Raw genomic sequence first — 18,372 nt, forward strand, 5'->3', positions numbered from 1 at the left:
GGCTAGCTCTGGGGTGGCCTTGGGGAGGGTTTAACCCTATACCTAAAGCGAACACATGTTCGATTATTTTTAGCGGGTGCGTTCAGCTCATGTTTATGCTTGGTAACGAGCAAGCGGAACACAACACTGGTGCCCCGCATTTTCGGAAAGGATCCGCCAATGACATCAACGCGACTGACCTCCTTGGAGATCTGTGCTGGTGCAGGTGGGCAAGCACTCGGGTTGGAAAACGCGGGATTTGATCATGCGGCGGTAGTAGAAATTGATAACTGGGCAGCTGAGACTCTGCGGTTGAATCGCGGAGAAACTGGGCCGCATGGTGGCTGGAACGTGCACGAAATGGATGTGCACGATTTCGACGGTACGCAATGGCGGGATCAGATCGATCTCTTCGCAGGGGGTGTGCCGTGCCCACCGTTTTCTATCGCGGGTAAACAGCTAGGCGCTGATGATGAACGCGATCTTTTTCCCGAAGCATTGCGTCTAATCGAAGAGATCAATCCCTCGGCGGTGTTGCTCGAAAATGTCAAAGGGCTTGGGCAACAACGATTCACCGCTTACCGCAATGACATTATTCGTCGGTTAGAAAGCTTGGGCTATACGTCATTTTGGAAGCTGCTGCAGTCAGCAGATTATGGTGTGCCGCAGCTGCGTCCACGGTTTATTCTGGTCGCGCTCAAGAATGAGTTTGCGGAGTTCTTTAGTTGGCCCGAGGCTGCTACCGAGCATGTCACCGTGGGCCAAGCACTGTATGAGCTGATGGCGGAAAATGGTTGGCCAGGTGCAAAACAGTGGGCGCGTAATGCGAATAAAGTTGCACCAACGTTGGTGGGCGGCAGCAAAAAGCACGGAGGACCTGATGTGGGGCCTACCCGAGCGAAAGAAGCCTGGAAAAACCTGGGCGTAAAAGGAACCTCGATTGCTGCCGAACCGCCGTCTGCAGATTTCACGGTTGATCCAGCACAAGCTATGCCGCGGTTGACCGTCCGTATGGGTGGAGTGATCCAAGGTTTCCCGGATGATTGGCAGTGGGCTGGCGGAAAAACCGCACAATGGCGGCAAGTCGGCAATGCATTTCCACCGCCAGTGGCACAAGCACTCGGTGAACAAATTAAAAAGCCTTGCAGAAATTACCCATTGCCGACGGCTTTGTGTCTGCCGAACCCACCCGGGTGCGACAGTTGGAGCTACTTTAGGGGAGGAAGTGAGTTCAGAAATGACGCCGAAAGAAGCTCTGCAGCAGTTAGTACTTGCTTTTCAGAAGGTTGATCCCGATGGAAGCCCTCGGGCATTATGGCATGCTTTGCCATGCGGATGACGCTAAAAGTACGTTTCGCGTCGGCTTCGTCCACATTCAAGACGAAATACTGACTAAAGGCGGCAACCGTGATCGCAAACGGAGTATCGCTAAACATGGCAGAGATTCGATTGTGTGGCTGCATTTTGATGCGCCATTTCCTCCCAACACGTTGTTGCAATTGTCGAAGGAAGATAGAAACCGAATATTGAATTGCTCCTCTGGGGCTGCACGGCTCAACGAGCTCTTTCGCACCGCGCAAGAAATGATCATCCCCCGAGGAATCGTCGCAACCGTGGCGCAGCAAAAAGACTATATGAAGCGTGTGCGCTACAACGGGGGATCACGTAGCGCGCTGCAGCCAGAAGGCGTCGTCGTTCTTGGTGACTTCAAATATCACCGGGAAATCGCACAACAACTTGATCTTCCTGTGCCCGAAGATGGGGAATCAGTGTCTGTGCGGTTGGTACCGCATGAAGAAACAGACTCCGCGCCCTTTGCATGGATTGCTGGTAAGAGGTGGAGGAAAGCGCAACCGCTCGACCCAGTGGTCATCGCTCCGAAAGTGCCATTTAAAAAACCAGATTGAGCCCCGGTTGGGGAAGACTTCCCAGCTGAGCAGCAGATTTAGTATGGCCTGAATCATGCTGTGTATATCTGAATGTGAATCGTTCTGGGTTTAGTTCCGCTTCTTTTACGAGCCTGTGTTGATGGGCTCGGTGCGATAGTACTTGGTTTCTACTTCCTGTGGGCGGTGTTGTCGTGGCCGATATGAAGGCCTTCATGGTCTATCGCGTGCCATATTGTGCGGGAAGCGACGAGCATCGGGATTCATCGCTGGTTGTAAGAACGCCGCTGTTGCCGTGCGTTGCTCCAACCGGTTCGTCGGGTGCCGGTTTTTCGTTTTTGCGGGCGCATGAGCAGGGTGAGGCCGTCGAAATCGGCTGGCTCCCAGTCATGACGGTGCGTGCGAAACTCCATTCCTTGTTCATTCTTCGCTGCTTGCACAAGTAGGGCCCGGCCGTCTTTGCATAGCTCGATGGTTCTTGCCCACAACAATTCACGGATGCGCGCAGAAGGAGTGCCGACGAAAACCCCTGGGCTGAGTTCGGTGAGCCATTTTGTTAGGTCGCCGCGCAACCCGGCCGGGCACGCAGTCACGATGAGAACGATCATTGCGGTTGCGCCTCTTCAAATTCAGACCAGTTCATGCCTGCAGAGACCACTTCCAACTCACTCCATAAGTAGAGTTCAGCGTCACTAAATGGTTCTTCGTCAGGAACGCTCATGACAGATTTGAGGTCATGGACCATCCGCTGCATGAGGCGCTTGTCGACGACTGCATCGCGTAGCAGCCGTCGAACGAGAGGAATTGGGTTATCTGGCGCGGCTGCCACGGCTGAAAAAGCTGCGGGAATAGCGATTTCAGCTTTGTAGAGATCTGCGATGTCGTACACGAATGCCCGGTCGGTGCCGTTATGAACAATTCCTAGTGCGGGAATGAATCCTAGCCCAACTACGACAGCGTGTGCGATGCCGTACAGCGATGCGCTCGCAGTGGTTAATGCTTGGTTGATGGGTGTTGCAGCATCAAAATCGTTGGGATCGTATTCCCTGCGGTTCCACGCAACCCCGGTGCGTTTGGCCTCTGCAGCATAGACTCTTTTCATGCGCGCACCTTCGCGCCCGCGCAATTGCGCCATGGTCAGGGCAGATACGTCTTCACCGGGAAAACGTAAACTATACATTTTTCGTGCGCAGTCGAGACGTTTTCGCTGGTTGGTGACGATTTCTGCATGGATTTCTGCCATGCGCGAAGACTTGGCTGGTGACCGACCGTGTGCGTAATAGCGAACACCACGCTGCCCAGCCCAGACCGTTGCTGCACCAGCATCACCGAGCAGCGCCATGGCTGCATAAGTAATTCGGGTGCCGGGGCCGAGAATGAGCACAGCGAGTTTCGTGGCTGGTACGTGAGCCACGCCCCGCTGGTCCATGATGGTGAGTGCATTTCCATCACGGTTAACCACTGCTCGTTCCACATAAAGGAACGAGATGCGGTCACTCATTTGAGATAGGGCTTTGCGCGTGACCGGTACTTCATTTGGTGTGGGCATCGCCGTTACCGCACCGGTGCGAGAGTGAGTAAGCCACATCCGTAGCCGCGGGCCCGACCGATTCCTTGGGTAAGGGCAGTACGCAGCTTGGCTGCATCAGTGACCCGCAAGGTACCTGTAAAACGAGCTTTTGCGATGCGCACTGGTCGACTGTTTTTTCCATCCTGCTTTGAACGGTGGAAGTGGTCGGTCCAGCGCTCAGTGATTGCAGCTGTGTCAACCTCGAAACCAGCTTGAGCAGCTTTCTTGTGTAGCCAATTCAGCTGATGCTCGGCTGATACGTGTGCCCGTACTTTCCCGCGTTTGCCTTTTTCGAACTCCGAATAGGTTGGGTTAGCAACGAGTTCAAAATGCCAGTGTTGCCCGATCATCAACGTGTCAAGGAAGCGTTGATAATCCGCAGATTCTGCGGGGCGGGTTTCCCAACCGGCTTGTTCCACTAAATGGTTGCCGGTGGGTTTTTCGGGGCCCACGATGTAGAGCACATGGTCATGTTGTCGTTTATCAGCACGCCACAGGACGCGTGCAGTGGAGTCGTCTAAGTCTGGTGGAAACGATGCTCGCACCGCAGCGTGCATGGCTTGTGGATCGGTGAGGAGTTTTCGCCCTCCGCGACGAGCTGGGTTGATTTGTACGCGTGTCAGTGTGGTCATGCGCGTAGCACCGCCTCAAAAAATCGGTCCGGATCAGAGCTGATTTCTCTGCCTTGTGGGTTATCGAGAGTCACATCGTCGCATCGGATTACACCTCTCCACCCGTATTGACGGTGTTGTGGGTCGAAGGAAATAGGCACGTCTTGTCGTGCTTCTGCACCTTCTTCGGTGATTTCAGCATCGCGATAAATTGCGAGGTATACAGTCCGCGGAGCGTTCTCCTGGTGGTTTTTTGTGGCATGCCAGGTTTTATGCTGACGAAGCGCGGTTTCTGCATCGTGCTCGGTGACTCCGATGACTAGCCCTGGATGCACTGGACAAGAACGCCGCCCCATGAACAACGGAAACTTCGGGTTGCGAAGTGCCTCGGCCATGCCGTCGAGAAGCTCTTTGGTGTCTGACTCAATGGCGACAACGAACGCTGCATCGGACAGGAAATATCGGGTTGATAGTTTCGCAGGCGCCGAGGGCTTAGTTTGCCACGGTTGCGCAGTCTGATAATCGCGCAGCAGTCTTCCTGACTGATCGACTCGAACAGCGAATTTCAGTGCTGCTAAGTCTTCCACTGAGTCTGTGCGCCGACGCCCTTCGGCAGCAGCCAGCAAGCCGATAATCCCAGACTTACTGGGGCGTTCAGCCGTGGCACGGGTGCTATACCGTGAGGCATCGCCCCAAGACTGGAGTGGCCCTTTCAATAGCAGTAACAGTGAATACGTCATTTTTACTCTCCAGCTGCGCGGCGTAGCTCATCGGTGATTTTATCCTTGAGTTCCGGGAGCGTGATGGTTTCTGCGAGATCCTGGAATGGTTTCGTCAAATCACCGATACCAAGCACGAATGCAGCACGCGGTGTGAAGCCGTAGACAGTCTCAATATCGTGAGCTTCTTCTGCGAGCTTCTGTGCGCCAACCTCGCGACGAGACGCCGATTCGGTAGCCTCAACTGGTGATTCAAAGGCATTAACCAGCGAAATTGGCCGAGAATCACGAACGGTGATGTAGACAAGTTCTGGCAGAGTTTGGTTGGCAAAGGTGTTAATTTTGCCTGTTGGCAACGACTTGATGAAAGCATCGATGAACTGTTCTGTTGCTTGGACCGCGTTTTCGCGGGAATCCAGATTCTCGGTGAGTGAATCAACGTTGACAGTGGCGTAACGGTACAGCGTCGATGACATCATTTGGACGGTACCGAGCATGCCAGCGCCAGTTTCTTCACCTTCTTCAGCCAGATCGTCGACTGCGGTAAAGAAATCGAATTCTGGTGCGCTCACGTGGATTCCCAGGGCATGGGCAACCTGTACCGAGGCGTCCACGTTGTACGCAGCATCATCAGCGACCATGCGACCGAACATGCTCATGTCCACCGAGTGTCCGGTGTCCAGGATTTCTTGGGCCTCATTCTTCTTCAAATTTTCGCCATCGCGTTCCAGCAACTCTGACACAGCGCGGTCAATTTGGTGCTGGCTCAAGAACAACAGGTATCCAGTTTCTGGATATGGGTTTGCCTCCACTCCGTTTTCAATGTCTTTTTTGGATAGCTTTTGCACCGAGGTTTTGATTTTAGCTGCTTTGAACAGCTGTTCTGTACGGCTGATTGCTTCAGCTTGTTCCAGACCAGCGTCTTCAAGTTTGCGTGCGATTTTTTCCGGTAAACGCTTAGAACGGTCACCGATCTGCTCTGGATCAAAATTGTCCTCGAAGAATTTGCGGATGGCGCGTTTCCACGATTGTGAAGACACTCGCTGACGTGGGGTTCCACCGAATACAGCGGATTTTGGTGCCCCGGTGTCATCACGGTTGATCAGTGATGGAGGAATGGTTTGCAGAGCGTGGATATCAACAATGAGAGACATAAAATTGTCCTTTCGGGTGAGAAGATTAAGAAGTTGGTTCGGTTTTGGTTTGTGCAGACGGGCGCATAGCTCCGACGGCGAAATCACGGCCCCACCGCAGCAGAACCCCGGTACGGCGTTGCGGGTGAGTCAGGTTACGCAGATCCACGGCGAATTGCCCGTAGTGAAAGCCCAGCTGTTGCGACCGCAGCAGGGAAATCAGTGAGCGAAGGTGAATGATGCGGGATTCCTCGCTACCAGCAGCCTGCATTGCGTCGAATCGAAGCTTGATCGATTTGCTGTCTGCCCCGCGGTAGAGCTGACCGCATGCGTGAGCAAAGGATGCAGAGGCAACGTGTACTGGTGCTGATGCGCTCTGCATGTGCAGTCCGAACAGCGAAAGGGCGTGGAAGGCTGCCTTTTCAGATGGCGACATGGCGTCCGAGCGTCCGAGTTCTATGTCGCTGAGTGGGGGATTCATGGTCATGAGTACGCGTTGTAAACTCAGCGGGTCGTGTTCGACGCTACGAGATACGCTCTTCCGGAGTTCTGCAAGCACACCCCGAGCGTGTGCACCGTCCGGTGTCTGGCCACGCTCGAGATAGTCACGTTGCAGCTGTGACACCGTGGAGCTGACACTGTGTTTGAGATTTGTTTCAGTCATCAGTTTTCCTTGAGTTGTAGTAGATTTCTAGTTCTCTAGCAGCGGTAGATCCTTTCTCAGTCTGTAGCGCAATGCCCGGTACAACGATCCGGCATTAATAATTCGTGCATTTGCTTCATCATCTCCTTCTAGAGTTCTTCCAATCATCGCTTTTTGTCCGGCGCCTCGAACGAGCTCTTCGGCGATGAACAGGAGCTCTTGCTTGATTTGCTTCTGCCATGCCGTGGCCTGATCGTCGATGTCATCTGGGCTAAGGTTGCGCAGCCAAGAAATGAATTGTGGTTCAAGGATCGTGTATAGGCGGTCAGCGGCGTCGGCATCAAAGGCGTAGTCACCGCCTGCAGCTACTGCCAGTTGTCCGGAGAACCAGCCCAAAGAAATTGCGGCATTTTTGGTTGCTTGGGCAGCATCGCGAACGATTTGCCGATGTGCTGTCGACAGGCTGTCGTCACGCAACAGGTGCAGGGGTAATCCGATATTCGCAGACACGATGGTTGCGACTGATGACGATTGTGCTCCGTATTCCATAGATACGATAGCGACGTCGAGAGTCTCAGAGTTCCCAGTCACCTTGGAAATTCGCGCGAGGTTGGCGAGGTTTGCAGGCCTGATGGGAGCGCGATCTTTCCCTTTGAATCCAGGATCTCCGTCGACGACGATCAGCGGATCGAGCGAGCGCCACATGGTTCGCTGAGTGTCATAAGGGCGTGCGTAGTAGGCATCCAGGCCTTTTTTCGATTGATTGGGGCTATAGCGATAAGGGGTCATCGGATCGTTGAGGACATTTTTGCCAGCATCGGGGATTTGATCCCCGTTGCTCACCAAGACACGTGTCACCAAGGCATTGTCCGCGTCAACGAATAACCTCACGCGACGTGACTGCCAAGTAGCAAGGTCAGCTGGTCCTTGTGGCTGGGGTTCTTTGGAGCGTTGAGCCGCGGTATCCTGCTTTCGTTCCCAGACCGGTTTATCTTTGCCAGTGTCGATGACGGCCGATTCTGGGGTGTTGAGAATGAGCGTTTCTAACAGGTTGCTGCCGATGACATAGGTGCCGCCGGTCATCCCTGCCCAGCCTTGACCAATGGGGTACCCTCTGCCGCTTTTGACTCGCTCATCACCGACCGCGCCAGATTTAATTCCGGAGTAATCAAAGGCGTGCGTGTGAATCAACCACCGTGCTGCTTCGTGGTAGGACAAACTTTGCCGGCCCGCGGCGGTACGCATGGTGAAGTAGTCTTGTTCTGCGTCAGGAATGATGCGTGCTACTTCTTGTTGAGTATTCGATGACGTGTGTAGATCTGCCACCTGCATAAACGGATTTTCCGCGTCGAGTAAATCGAAACGGTTATGAACCGTCGCAAGATAATCTAAAACTGTGTCATCTGCACCGGTGGAGTTTAATTGTGCACGGGTTTCAGTCCACCATTCGTCCCACTCAAACTGTGCAAGTGAACGACGGTTTGTGAGCTCTTCCGCGAGTTCATGGTGGTGTGCGCGCCAGAAAATTGCGAGAAGGACTCGTAAAACTGCGTAATCTTGCGTAGGGGAATCTCCAACGATCGCTAGGGCTTTGCCAGAACCATCGAAAATTTCACGAATGCTTAAGTTGCGAGCACCATCGAGAGTCCTGCATGGAATCCAGGGCTCATCGATGAGATTAAAAGTGCCGGGTGTGGCTGTATCTCTTGGTTGGGCAGTGGGCATAATGATTACCTCTTATTTTGTACGGTCTGTTGACTAGCTGTCTTGGTGTTTGTAGTTAAGCCTATTTGCTGTCAGTAACACGAATGTTATCGTCATCGATCAAACATTCGATTCCAAGTCTATTTGAATAACGAACACGAAACCGTCCTAATGTGCACGAGCTGTCTGTATCCAGTGCGAGTGCAAGCTGTCCTTTCAGCAAAAAGTGCTGTGACCACTCCTCGGGCGTATTTTTCTCGAGTGTGCTGATCACGTCGTCAAAATCCCGGTCGTACCTCGTCATTCGCGTTGGTAGCCGCACGGTACTCGTTGCCAGGTAGAAAGCATCCGAATAATTCAATTCTGAACCTTGCAGAATTTCGGTGTCCTTACCCCAGGGGGCGTAGCCATATTCAGTTTCTACGATGGGGATTACTTCTACGGCAGGTTCGGCGTCTCGCACTTGGGCAGCGCCGGTTTCATCATCGTTGTTCACGGTATCTTGGTGTTTTCTCTCGAATAGCCTCTCCAAACTCTTAGCAGCGAATGGTGAACACGTGCGGTAGGTCTGAGAACGCGCATGTGCGCGCTCCACCCGCGCCCGACTTTCCTCGTCGGCAGCGTGCCAAGCATCATGCCATGCGGCGGGAATATTTTGCTCCCCGTCGTAGACTTCTCGCACGAGAGGCTCGATGTCGTCGGGTCGGCGAAAGGTATCCGGTAGGTGCAGCAGCGTTGCGAGGATGATTTTTGGATCATAAATTGTCATAGCCCCGCTATCGATCTCCGGAATCGGACTGTGGGTATGAATTCCGCGGACGTACATGGCGGGATTACGCAGCGCTGCAGGTCTATCGGTGGCTGGTCGCTGGTGGCGATGAACGCGTCCAAGACGCTGTATTAGCAGGTCAATGGGGGCAATGTCTGTGAATAACACGTCTGCGTCAATATCAAGACTTTGCTCGGCAACTTGGGTTGCAACGACGATTTTGCGGAACGGGCGCGTCGTCGAACGGTCAGCATTTGGTCCGAGCTGAGCACGGAGCGCATCTTCTTTTGCCGTGCGATCACGTGCAGTAAACCCCGCGTGATGGAGTTCGACTTCACTGCGGAATTTCTTTTCAACGGCAGCCAGCGTTTCTTGTGCACGGGCAATCGTGTTGCAAATAATCAGCGCGCAACCGCCGTCGACAAGCAAATCTTGCAGCAGAATCGTGAGCTCAGCGAGTTCATCGCCAATGGTGTGAACCTGTGCGACGAGATTAGTTGGCGTTGGTTCCGGCGTCACGTACTGCGTTGTCGTTTCATTGGCGACTGTGATCAGTGGATATGCTTGCGGAGATTCATCAGTTTGCACCCCGGTATATGCCTCAATGAGTGCTTGACGACGTTGGGGTGGCAGGGTGGCGGACATCATGATGACGGATGCGCCGTAAAATGCGAGCCATTCGAGGGTGGTTTCCAAGTAATCGGAAGTATAGGCGTCGTAGGCGTGAACCTCATCGAAGATGATGATTTTTCCAGCTAATGCCGCGTGCCGGAGCATCGAGTAACGCTGCTGTAGAGCAAGCATGAGAACCTGGTCCACTGTGCCTACGACAATGTTTGAGAGTAATCCGCGTCGTCGACCGCTCATCCAAGAACTAGCAACGACATCACCACTAGTTTTATTCGAATTATTGGGGTCGATTCTGTTTTCTCCGATGCCGCGAAACCGGAGCTTTTGGTAAGGCTGGGACAGTTGATTTTTGGAATGGGCAAGGTAGAGGGATGCGACTGACGACGTCTCCGTGGTGCGTTCGGCCCAGTTGATGGTGCGTTCGAGAAGGCCATTCGCGGTGGCCATGGTAGGAGCAGCGAAAAATATGCCTTGCGACTGCTGTGCATGTCCCAAGACGTGGGCTGCCGCCAGGGCGCCTTCGGTTTTGCCGACGCCAGTTTCGGCTTCGAGGATAATAAGGCTGGGTTCTTGTATGCTCTGGGCGATCTCTACCATGGCTTTTTGGATGCTCCGCGCTTTGAACGTTTCTGGCCAGCCGAACGATTCTTTGAGAAGGAGGTCGATGTTTTGGGGCGGCAGATCCGTCGTCCATGGTTCGGTGAGGTCTGTGGTGGCCATGCCATTCGTGATTCGTTCGACTTGACTCTTTGTGACCTGCATCGGGAAAGCTTCGGCGTTCGACGCGATCCAGTCGGCCATGACGATTAGCCCTGTAAGCAGTTGGGCATCGCCTGCCAGGTAATTTCGTGCTCGTCCTAGAGGGGCAATGATTTTGTGAAAATTTGTCGCTTCTGCCATCGCGTCAAGCAATTCGTTGTGGACATTGCGCCAAGATTGGGAATAATCTGCGATGACCCGTGCGATGGCGTCTTGTTCTGAGCTTGGCGACGCGATGCCGTGGTGAGCATCGACGGTCGACGAGAGCCAGATTGCTAATTTTGGTTTTACGCCATGCGTGGTAAGCCAGGACTGTAAAATAACCCCAGAAACAACTCCGTGGGGCATTTTTTCTCTGCCTAGTTCGAGTGTGCTTTTTGTGGTGTCCAAGCCCGCATCTGTCACGTTGGTTACTAAGTGAGAATAGTCTTGGATTGCTTCAATTTGGGTCTGGAAGGTTTTGCACGCTTTTCCAATGTCATGTGTTCCAGCTAGGAACGTGTACAGGATACGAAGCTGTTCTACTGAAATTCCAAGATGGTGGCTGAGATTCTGTTTGGTGGCATTGCTTACCCATATGTCAAAGACAGCTGCGGCGGCGCATGCGCTGTCGGCGAGGTGCTGCGGAAGATTGAGATGGCCGGATTCGTCACCAGTTTTTGCCCACAATGATTTCGCCTGGCGGCTTTTACTTGCCACCCACGATTCCATGGTGTTTGCAAAATCAATTGTAGATTTTGGTAAAAGTGGTGGAGTTCTCATTGTGTGCTTTCTGTGGTGATTATTTCGAGTTGTTCTTATTGGTGATAACAAGGCCCACGTGGTGGCTCAATCTTGATTCGTTCAATCCCTTATCGAGTAAGTTAACAAATTAGGTATCACGTTTACAAGTGGTGTTATTGAGCTGTGGTTTTCTAGGTATTAAATTAAACACTGTCCCTGCGACAGCAGGGGTGAGCCCTTACTTGATAATGGTTCTCATTCTTCCCCGCGCTAGCGGGGCTTCATGTGGATAGTTGCCGCATGATAAGTTGTATCTAGTTGGCTCGATTGCCCTCCATTGAACCAGTTCAAGGAGGGTTTTCCCCGCGCATGCGGGGATGAGCCGCTACCTGCCGCGCGGTTTGTGGTGAGCACAAAGTTTTCCCCGCGCATGCGGGGATGAGCCCGCATGGGACCAACCATCACCGAGCCACATGCCGTTTTCCCCGCGCATGCGGGGATGAGCCCGTAGATCTTGTTCGATTATCCAGCCGCGCTTAGTTTTCCCCGCGCATGCGGGGATGAGCCGTGAATGCGGTCAATTTTTGCAGCCAGCTCTTCGTTTTCCCCGCGCATGCGGGGATGAGCCCAACTCGGTTGCTGCCACTGGCACCGATGATCGGTTTTCCCCGCGCATGCGGGGATGAGCCCACCCTGCGAATGCCCCCGCCTATTCGGTGATGGTTTTCCCCGCGCATGCGGGGATGAGCCCGGTGCTGTCTGGACAGGTTATTCCGCCACGCTGTTTTCCCCGCGCATGCGGGGATGAGCCCCTCGTGGTGGTTCCGATCCGGATTGCGCCCATGGTTTTCCCCGCGCATGCGGGGATGAGCCCTCCGCCAGCACGTCAACCTCCCGCGAATCCGGGTTTTCCCCGCGCATGCGGGGATGAGCCCATACCGGGTACCGCATAGTCGGAGAGGTGAATGTTTTCCCCGCGCATGCGGGGATGAGCCTGGGACGCTGGCTTCCAGTGTTGCCAGCTGGCGGTTTTCCCCGCGCATGCGGGGATGAGCCTACGCGCGGTGAGCCTTACCCGCCGGGTCCACCGTTTTCCCCGCGCATGCGGGGATGAGCCGGTCAGCGCGCAGCTGCTTTTCCTCCAGCTCCAGTTTTCCCCGCGCATGCGGGGATGAGCCCTCACGGTTGGTCCGAGCAACCTCCGCGGTGGTGTTTTCCCCGCGCATGCGGGGATGAGCCCGCGCTGATTGCCGTGACTGTGGGCATCGCCCAGTTTTCCCCGCGCATGCGGGGATGAGCCTTTGGGGTGTGTATTCAGCCATGGCTACAGTAAGTTTTCCCCGCGCATGCGGGGATGAGCCAGCGGAAAAATTGGGAAAATCCATTGGGGGGTCGTTTTCCCCGCGCATGCGGGGATGAGCCCCCTACTGAACTCTGCTTATGAGGTTATGGCAGGTTTTCCCCGCGCATGCGGGGATGAGCCCCTATGTTTACTTTCGATGCCGAAACTTTCGTCGTTTTCCCCGCGCATGCGGGGATGAGCCTTGATAGCTACTGTTTGCATGCCGATGAAGAAAGTTTTCCCCGCGCATGCGGGGATGAGCCTCAGCCACACTCGCCCATAATGCGGGGTAATACGTTTTCCCCGCGCATGCGGGGATGAGCCCGTGGCGTTGTTGCTCGCTAATGGTGGGTTTAAGTTTTCCCCGCGCATGCGGGGATGAGCCCAGGCTGGTTGAGGCGTGCTCGCTGCCGGTTTTGTTTTCCCCGCGCATGCGGGGATGAGCCGTCAGGCATTGCCGCCGCTATTGCGTTACATAAGTTTTCTCCGCGCATGCGGGGATGAGCCCGCTGCCCAGTATAAATTCCCAGTACTGGGAATGTTTTCCCCGCGCATGCGGGGATGAGCCCATGAAATGGATCGTCCACCCACTGCGTGCCATGTTTTCCCCGCGCATGCGGGGATGAGCCCGTGGCGGTAGCCGCACATACCAGGTCGAGGTTGTTTTCCCCGCGCATGCGGGGATGAGCCCATGGACGCGCTTAAAGCAGGGCTTCGCCAACTGTTTTCCCCGCGCATGCGGGGATGAGCCGAGATGGAACCTATGCGCAGCCCGCTACCGGCCAATGCAGACAGGACCAATGCGGGTCTAGCGACCGCTATCAGTTTCCAGACGACAGATGGTAGATACAGACCACTTTGGAGAGCAGTCAAAAAGACTAGGGGTAAAAGCTGGAACCAATCGACTATTCACCAGATGAATAGGGCGGTCCCTGAAGGTGCACGCGGTGTAGCGTCGGCTGACTGGAAAGACGGTGGTGGGCATACGTGGGACTGGGAGAAAGTCAACGGAAAAATCGTTTTTTACGACGCGCAACCAGGTAAAATAGTCCCCACAGCAACATATTCCAGTGAAGTGTACTGGGTTTTGTTCCTAGGCATTTACCTTATTTTCCATTATTTCCCGGGACCCATCTTGTTCCCAAAACGCGTCTTCAACCTCGACCGGGGTGCGGTACCCCAAGCTCTGGTGGAGCCTTGTCTCGTTCCACCATGACACCCACTCGAATGTCGCGATTTCTACCTCGACAACATCATCCCACCTGCGAGTATGGATCAGCTCATTCTTGTAAGAACCGTTGACATTCTCAGCTAGAGCATTGTCGTAGGAGTCACCAACAGTCCCGGTAGAAGCGGCAATCCCGTGCTGGGCTAGCCGCTCGTTGTAGACCACGCTGACATACTGCGACCCGGGATCTGAATGGTGCACCAAACCTGTTGTTTCTTCTGCACACACTATCGCCTGGTTGAGAGCTTGCAGCGGCAGTGCTTGAAGTGCGCATCGAGTCTGATAACGCCCACCCAACGATCCGTCGGGAGTAAACGTCGGTGACAAAAGCGGTGTAGACAAAACCTTTCTTCGTGCGCACGTAAGTAATATCGGCGACCCACAACTTATTCGGTGCTGCGGCACTGAATTCGCGTTGGACTAAATCCGGGCGCGTATCCACCGTCTTTGATCTACGAGTGGTCACCGGTGACCGGCCTTTACCTTTGCCAGAAACACCAGCCAGACGCATCAATCTGGCGGTGTGTTCACGGCCGATATCGATTCGGCCACGGCGTAAAGCATGCCACATTTTCCGCACACTGTAGACACCGTAATTAGCTTGATGAACAGCACTAATACGTTCAACCAGCACAGTATCGCGAAGGCGGCGAGCGCTTTGCCCACGAGCTTTGGACTGGCGATAACCACGCGAGGTAATGAAGCCACCTTCGCGATTGTTCTTCAACGTCGTACAAATAAACTCGACTGAGAAACGATTCCGGTATTCGTCGATGAACCGGATCATTTCTTAACGTTTCGGGTCGAGTTCCGATGCGAAAAAAGCTGAGGCAGCTTTCAACAACTCATTGGTGTCGCGTAGTTCTTGGTTTTCACGGCGTAGCCTTGCGTTTTCGGCGGCCAAATCTTCAGGCACAGGTTCTAGGATGGTTCCCGAACGGCGAGCAGGCTTAAGTCCATTGACGAGCCGTGTGCCATGAAACCCCCAGCTTTGGGGCTACTGCTTGGCACGCGGATTGCATCGACATATTTTCCGCCAAGATGCGGTCTTCCACGAGGCGGACTACGCGGTCCTTTGCATCCTGGTCAAATTTTTTGGGCATGTTCGAAGATTTTCCCATCTACTCAAACGGAACAAAACCTGGGACACTTCAATCTGCAAGAGAATGATTTCGTGTTGGAAATAACCCAAAAAGGCGTTGACATGCGCATAGGTTTGGATATCGCCTCGTTAGCTGAGAGAAACGTTGTTAACCAGATCATTATGATCTCGGGAGATAGTGACTTCGTTCCAGCTGCAAAACATGCACGTCGGTCTGGTATTGATTTTATTTTAGACCCTATGTGGGGTTCGATTTCTCCGAGTCTGAGTGAGCACATTGACGGGCGAAGAGAATGTGTCCAACAGGAGCCAGATAATAAAAAAGATCCCCTTCATATTTTGAGCCAAACAAATGAGGGGATAGAAGAAGACGAGGAAGAGATCTAATGATAATTAGGGTTGTCTTTTGCTAGTTAAGATACGGCTGGCCCGTTTTCCGATGCAACATAACACCCTAACTTCCCACTCAACATAACACCAGTGTTATGTTGAGTGTTATGCTCACAATATGGATGCTGAGCAGCTGCGCGAAATGATTCATCACCTGCGCATAGTTGGGGAAACCCAGCGGGTGGAGGTGAAATCACGCGTCGGCAAGAACGTACTAGAAACCCTGTCTGCCTTTTCCAACGATGACGGTGGTATCGTACTGGTGGGACTCGATGAACAGAACGGGTATTCTCCCATCGAGGGTTTCGATAGCACGCAGGCCACCGATGCAATTGCGACGCGGTGCGAGCAACTGACCCCGATGGTGCGCCCAGATGTGTCCACCCATGTTTTCGAAGGCAGCTCACTGGTTGTCGTCGAAGTTGAGCCGTTGCGTCGGCAAGATAAACCTTGTTATGTCGCTGACCGGGGCTTATATAAAGGTGCCTATACCCGCACGGGCGACGGCGAGCGCTTGCTCAAGCAATATGAAATTGATCGGTTGTTGGAAGAAAAACAACAGCCAACCTGGGATTATGCCCCGGTAGAAGGTGCTGGCCCAGAGGATTTGGACACCGAGTTACTGGAGTCTTTTCTGCGTCGACAAAAAGAGCTGCGCCCAAAAACGTTCGCGCAGGGCAACGATGTTGCGCAGCATCGGCTTGGGGTGCTTGCCGACGATCACCCGACCTTCGCCGCGCTGCTCACGATGGGTGATTACCCGCAGCAGTTCTTCCCACGGTTAACCGTGGCATTTGCTCTCATCCCTGGTACGGAAATTGGTGATCTGGCCGACGGTGTTCGGTTCCTCGATAGTGCCACTTTGCCTGGAACCATCCCGGATATGGTAGAAGCTGGCATTACTATGGTGCGCAAGAATATGCGCACTGCTAGCAAGATCGGTGAGGTCTATCGCACCGACATGCCTGATTACCCACTGGAAGCTGTGCGCGAGGCCTTGGTAAATGCGCTGATGCACCGCGACTATTCACCGGAAGCGCGCGGCAGCCAGGTGCAGATCATGATGTATGAAGACCGGCTAGAGATCACCAACCCAGGTGGTCTCTATGGTGGTGTGACCACGGAAAATTTGGGGGAAGCTGGCGTGACTAGCTCGCGCAACCAGCGTCTTTCAACGTTCTTGGAAGAGCTTCGCTTCGATGACGGTGGTCCTGTCGCGGAAAACAGGGGTTCTGGTATTGCGGTGATTGAACAAGCGCTTGCGAAAGCGCTCATGCCACCACCGAAATACAAAAACTCCCTGACGCATTTCACTATCACTTTTTATAAACGTCGAGTGATCCAAGAAGTACGCCATGGAACCGCTACTGACCAGGTGAAGCAGTTGTTGGGAGAAAAGGAATCATGGTCGACAACGGAATTGGTCAACGAAACCCAGCTGAGCCGAACGGCTGTACAAAAAGCGCTCAACACACTGGTAAAAACCGGTTATGCAGATCGTACCGAACCACAGCGCAGCCCCAAGCAACGCTATCGCGTCGTCAAGAATGAGGGCGGTAAGAATGAGTCCGGTGACCCAGATGCCTGAACATAACACCTTAACTTCCCGCATAACATAACACCGGTGTTATGTTGAGTGTTATGTTCAGGTTGGGTCTGAATCCGGCTTCTTTCTCTTTCTTTTTATTAAGGCTTGGATGATTTCAGCTGCAGCACTGATAGCGGTTATTGCTAGAAAAGTGGCAAAGAAGAACCAAGGAGATTCAGGGGAGGGAAGTGTGACCCACACTATAAGGATTGCAATTCCGCCAATGGCTACACCAAGTAGCCCATTGAGTAACGCCTTATGCATAATTAGCTTCTCCTTGTCTTATTCCTCGTAAGTGAACAATAGTGGCTTTCATAAGACTGAAGCGCTTATTATCTTTTGTTCCAGCCGTCATCATCGGGCAAAAATTGCAGGCTGTGCTGCTCGAGCTTATACGGCGCTGTCTGCGCGTGATAAACACGCTCCCTATGCTCATAACGCAAAAGAGGTCAAACCGTACCTATCGCCGCAGCTTCCGCACCGCGTGCAGCACCTGCGGCAACCAGCTCGCCAGCAACAGCACCGCCAACAAGCGGATGATCTGGATCGCCACCACCTCGGCACCAGCGCTGCCTTCCGCAGACAACGCCAACACAGTCTCCAGCGCGCCGGGGCTGGTCGCGAGGTAAGCCTCGAAATAGGTGATGTCCAGCCACGCCGTCAGTGGCCACGCGCTCAGCGCGCACACTGCCATCAGCGCACCCAAAAACGCGAACGTCGCAGGCAACTGCTTCGAGAAAAACGCCAGAGTATCGCGCTGCAGCGAACCACCGCACACCCAGCCGATGGACAAAAACGCCACAATCGCCAAATACGCCGGCGGTGCCACCTCCACGCCGTCGGGAAGCACGGCGGCCGCCAGCACTGTCGCCAATAGCGGCCCCAACGCCGTCGGCGCGGGCACGTGCAACCGTCGTGCGGCGGGCTCGGCACCCAGGGCAATCACGGCGAACACCAGCAGCATCCACCACGGGCTCTCGTTGCTTAACCCCTGTTCATGAAGCTGCTCGCTCATAAATAGATGCACGATCATCGGCAGCGTCAGCGACAAGGCCAGCACCCGCAAAAACTGCGTGAGCATGACATAACGGAAATTCGCCCCGAAATCGATTGCCAAGGTGGACACCACCGACGCCCCACCCGGCAACATCGACAGTACACCCGTCTCTGGGCTGATGTGTCGCGGTTGCGCGCGCGATAACAGCACTCCACCGATCACGCCCACGGTCACCGTAAACGCGGTCACAAACAACCCGGGAAGCAAGAAATGCAGCAGGTCAGCCGCCGGAATCTGCGTCAACGGCACCGCTGCCAACGTCATGATGATGCCGCGACCGAAACGGTAAAACACCGGGTGCACATTCAGCTGCTCGCCCGTCGACAAGCTCCAGGTGCCAGAGATCAAAATCGCGCCGATAATCCACGCCGCCGGCAGCCCCACCGCATCCAGCGCCCACCCGAGCGCCACGGACGCGGGCGCGAGCAGGAACCACCGCCAGGATTGCGGCGTCCAGGATGGCAGTGTCCAGGATTGCAGTTTCATCGCTATCCACCATAGCCGCCGAGCGGCCCTGCGAGCTCAGCCGTGTCCACTAA

At 54.2% G+C, this 18,372-nt stretch carries 16 protein-coding genes, 2 pseudogenes and 1 CRISPR repeat array; of the genes and pseudogenes, 5 read left to right on the top strand and 13 right to left on the bottom strand.

From position 1 onward, the window contains the following. Window positions 1-159 precede the first annotated feature (159 nt). Together RCH87_RS01050 and RCH87_RS01055 are read left to right on the top strand one after the other, a co-directional pair. Window positions 160-1,269 (top strand): DNA cytosine methyltransferase, encoded by a 1,110-nt coding sequence (locus RCH87_RS01050; protein ID WP_306514898.1) that lies wholly within the window; start codon window positions 160-162, stop codon window positions 1,267-1,269. 5 nt (window positions 1,270-1,274) lie between these two features. Next, window positions 1,275-1,886: a NaeI family type II restriction endonuclease gene (locus RCH87_RS01055; RefSeq protein WP_306514899.1), complete on the top strand. Its 612-nt coding sequence runs from the start codon at window positions 1,275-1,277 to the stop codon at window positions 1,884-1,886. A gap of 242 nt (window positions 1,887-2,128) precedes the next feature. Here the strand turns inward: RCH87_RS01055 and cas2e are convergent, their stop codons facing one another. The 8 genes from cas2e to cas3 all read right to left on the bottom strand — a co-directional run bounded on the left by cas2e (window position 2,129) and on the right by cas3 (window position 11,165). Beyond that, window positions 2,129-2,473: a type I-E CRISPR-associated endoribonuclease Cas2e gene (gene cas2e / locus RCH87_RS01060; RefSeq protein WP_306514900.1), complete on the bottom strand. Its 345-nt coding sequence runs from the start codon at window positions 2,471-2,473 to the stop codon at window positions 2,129-2,131. Next, complete coding sequence (gene cas1e / locus RCH87_RS01065; protein ID WP_306514901.1) at window positions 2,470-3,414, bottom strand: type I-E CRISPR-associated endonuclease Cas1e; 945 nt, start codon at window positions 3,412-3,414, stop codon at window positions 2,470-2,472. The genes cas2e and cas1e overlap by 4 nt, the downstream gene beginning before the upstream one ends. Window positions 3,415-3,419: 5 nt before the next feature. Next, window positions 3,420-4,067, bottom strand: coding sequence for a type I-E CRISPR-associated protein Cas6/Cse3/CasE (gene cas6e / locus RCH87_RS01070; RefSeq protein ID WP_306514902.1), 648 nt, complete (start codon window positions 4,065-4,067; stop codon window positions 3,420-3,422). After that, window positions 4,064-4,786, bottom strand: a complete 723-nt coding sequence (gene cas5e / locus RCH87_RS01075) for a type I-E CRISPR-associated protein Cas5/CasD (RefSeq protein WP_306514903.1) — start codon at window positions 4,784-4,786, stop codon at window positions 4,064-4,066. Before cas5e ends, cas6e begins: the two co-directional genes overlap by 4 nt. 2 nt (window positions 4,787-4,788) lie before the next feature. After that, window positions 4,789-5,919, bottom strand: coding sequence for a type I-E CRISPR-associated protein Cas7/Cse4/CasC (gene cas7e, locus RCH87_RS01080; protein WP_306514904.1), 1,131 nt, complete (start codon window positions 5,917-5,919; stop codon window positions 4,789-4,791). A gap of 25 nt (window positions 5,920-5,944) precedes the next feature. Then, complete coding sequence (gene casB / locus RCH87_RS01085; RefSeq protein ID WP_306514905.1) at window positions 5,945-6,562, bottom strand: type I-E CRISPR-associated protein Cse2/CasB; 618 nt, start codon at window positions 6,560-6,562, stop codon at window positions 5,945-5,947. Window positions 6,563-6,589: 27 nt separating this feature from the next. Continuing rightward, window positions 6,590-8,266 (bottom strand): type I-E CRISPR-associated protein Cse1/CasA, encoded by a 1,677-nt coding sequence (gene casA, locus RCH87_RS01090; protein ID WP_306514906.1) that lies wholly within the window; start codon window positions 8,264-8,266, stop codon window positions 6,590-6,592. 61 nt (window positions 8,267-8,327) lie between these two features. Beyond that, the gene (gene cas3 / locus RCH87_RS01095) at window positions 8,328-11,165 is read right to left on the bottom strand and encodes a CRISPR-associated helicase Cas3' (RefSeq protein ID WP_306514907.1); all 2,838 of its coding nucleotides are present in this window, start codon (window positions 11,163-11,165) and stop codon (window positions 8,328-8,330) included. Between the two features lie 317 nt (window positions 11,166-11,482). Beyond that, a CRISPR array of direct repeats spans window positions 11,483-13,219; the repeat unit is 28 nt; unit sequence GTTTTCCCCGCGCATGCGGGGATGAGCC. A 12-nt stretch (window positions 13,220-13,231) separates the two neighbouring features. Here cas3 and RCH87_RS10380 point away from each other — a divergent pair. Then, window positions 13,232-13,684: a toxin glutamine deamidase domain-containing protein gene (locus RCH87_RS10380; protein WP_373690885.1), complete on the top strand. Its 453-nt coding sequence runs from the start codon at window positions 13,232-13,234 to the stop codon at window positions 13,682-13,684. A gap of 3 nt (window positions 13,685-13,687) precedes the next feature. On the opposite strand, the pseudogene RCH87_RS10385 reads toward RCH87_RS10380, so the two are convergent. From RCH87_RS10385 to RCH87_RS01110, 4 genes and pseudogenes are all read right to left on the bottom strand, one after another. Continuing rightward, window positions 13,688-13,897 (bottom strand): annotated as a pseudogene (locus tag RCH87_RS10385) (IS3 family transposase); the annotation flags it as partial. Next, entirely contained in the window at window positions 13,800-14,483 is a 684-nt protein-coding gene (locus RCH87_RS10390; protein WP_373690886.1) for a DDE-type integrase/transposase/recombinase, read from the bottom strand. The gene RCH87_RS10390 and the pseudogene RCH87_RS10385, both read right to left, overlap by 98 nt. Window positions 14,484-14,486: 3 nt before the next feature. Beyond that, window positions 14,487-14,612 (bottom strand): transposase, encoded by a 126-nt coding sequence (locus RCH87_RS01105; RefSeq protein WP_034658154.1) that lies wholly within the window; start codon window positions 14,610-14,612, stop codon window positions 14,487-14,489. Between the two features lie 34 nt (window positions 14,613-14,646). Further along, window positions 14,647-14,846 (bottom strand): annotated as a pseudogene (locus RCH87_RS01110) (hypothetical protein). A 24-nt stretch (window positions 14,847-14,870) separates the two neighbouring features. Between RCH87_RS01110 and RCH87_RS01115 the strand changes: the two are divergent. Together RCH87_RS01115 and RCH87_RS01120 are read left to right on the top strand one after the other, a co-directional pair. Then, window positions 14,871-15,185 carry an NYN domain-containing protein gene (locus tag RCH87_RS01115; protein ID WP_306514909.1) on the top strand — a complete coding sequence of 105 codons (315 nt, stop codon included), beginning with the start codon at window positions 14,871-14,873 and terminating at the stop codon, window positions 15,183-15,185. Between the two features lie 121 nt (window positions 15,186-15,306). After that, complete coding sequence (locus RCH87_RS01120; protein WP_306514910.1) at window positions 15,307-16,776, top strand: ATP-binding protein; 1,470 nt, start codon at window positions 15,307-15,309, stop codon at window positions 16,774-16,776. A 460-nt stretch (window positions 16,777-17,236) separates the two neighbouring features. Here the strand turns inward: RCH87_RS01120 and RCH87_RS01125 are convergent, their stop codons facing one another. Beyond that, a complete protein-coding gene (locus RCH87_RS01125; RefSeq protein ID WP_306514911.1) occupies window positions 17,237-18,319 on the bottom strand; it encodes an AbrB family transcriptional regulator in 1,083 nt (360 codons plus the stop codon). Window positions 18,320-18,372 lie beyond the last annotated feature (53 nt).

The organism is Corynebacterium sp., assembly GCF_030826625.1.
Lineage (GTDB): Bacteria > Actinomycetota > Actinomycetes > Mycobacteriales > Mycobacteriaceae > Corynebacterium.

Excerpts from the sequence above, each read along its gene's own strand:
- RCH87_RS01055 (WP_306514899.1), top strand. The coding sequence starts at position 1,275 with ATGGAAGCCCTCGGGCATTATGGCATGCTTTGCCATGCGGATGACGCT.
- RCH87_RS10390 (WP_373690886.1), bottom strand. The coding sequence starts at position 14,483 with ATGATCCGGTTCATCGACGAATACCGGAATCGTTTCTCAGTCGAGTTT.
- RCH87_RS01050 (WP_306514898.1), top strand. The coding sequence starts at position 160 with ATGACATCAACGCGACTGACCTCCTTGGAGATCTGTGCTGGTGCAGGT.
- cas3 (WP_306514907.1), bottom strand. The coding sequence starts at position 11,165 with ATGAGAACTCCACCACTTTTACCAAAATCTACAATTGATTTTGCAAAC.
- cas6e (WP_306514902.1), bottom strand. The coding sequence starts at position 4,067 with ATGACCACACTGACACGCGTACAAATCAACCCAGCTCGTCGCGGAGGG.
- casA (WP_306514906.1), bottom strand. The coding sequence starts at position 8,266 with ATGCCCACTGCCCAACCAAGAGATACAGCCACACCCGGCACTTTTAAT.
- casB (WP_306514905.1), bottom strand. The coding sequence starts at position 6,562 with ATGACTGAAACAAATCTCAAACACAGTGTCAGCTCCACGGTGTCACAG.
- RCH87_RS01125 (WP_306514911.1), bottom strand. The coding sequence starts at position 18,319 with ATGAAACTGCAATCCTGGACACTGCCATCCTGGACGCCGCAATCCTGG.
- RCH87_RS10380 (WP_373690885.1), top strand. The coding sequence starts at position 13,232 with ATGCGCAGCCCGCTACCGGCCAATGCAGACAGGACCAATGCGGGTCTA.
- cas5e (WP_306514903.1), bottom strand. The coding sequence starts at position 4,786 with ATGACGTATTCACTGTTACTGCTATTGAAAGGGCCACTCCAGTCTTGG.
- cas1e (WP_306514901.1), bottom strand. The coding sequence starts at position 3,414 with ATGCCCACACCAAATGAAGTACCGGTCACGCGCAAAGCCCTATCTCAA.
- cas7e (WP_306514904.1), bottom strand. The coding sequence starts at position 5,919 with ATGTCTCTCATTGTTGATATCCACGCTCTGCAAACCATTCCTCCATCA.
- RCH87_RS01120 (WP_306514910.1), top strand. The coding sequence starts at position 15,307 with ATGGATGCTGAGCAGCTGCGCGAAATGATTCATCACCTGCGCATAGTT.
- cas2e (WP_306514900.1), bottom strand. The coding sequence starts at position 2,473 with ATGATCGTTCTCATCGTGACTGCGTGCCCGGCCGGGTTGCGCGGCGAC.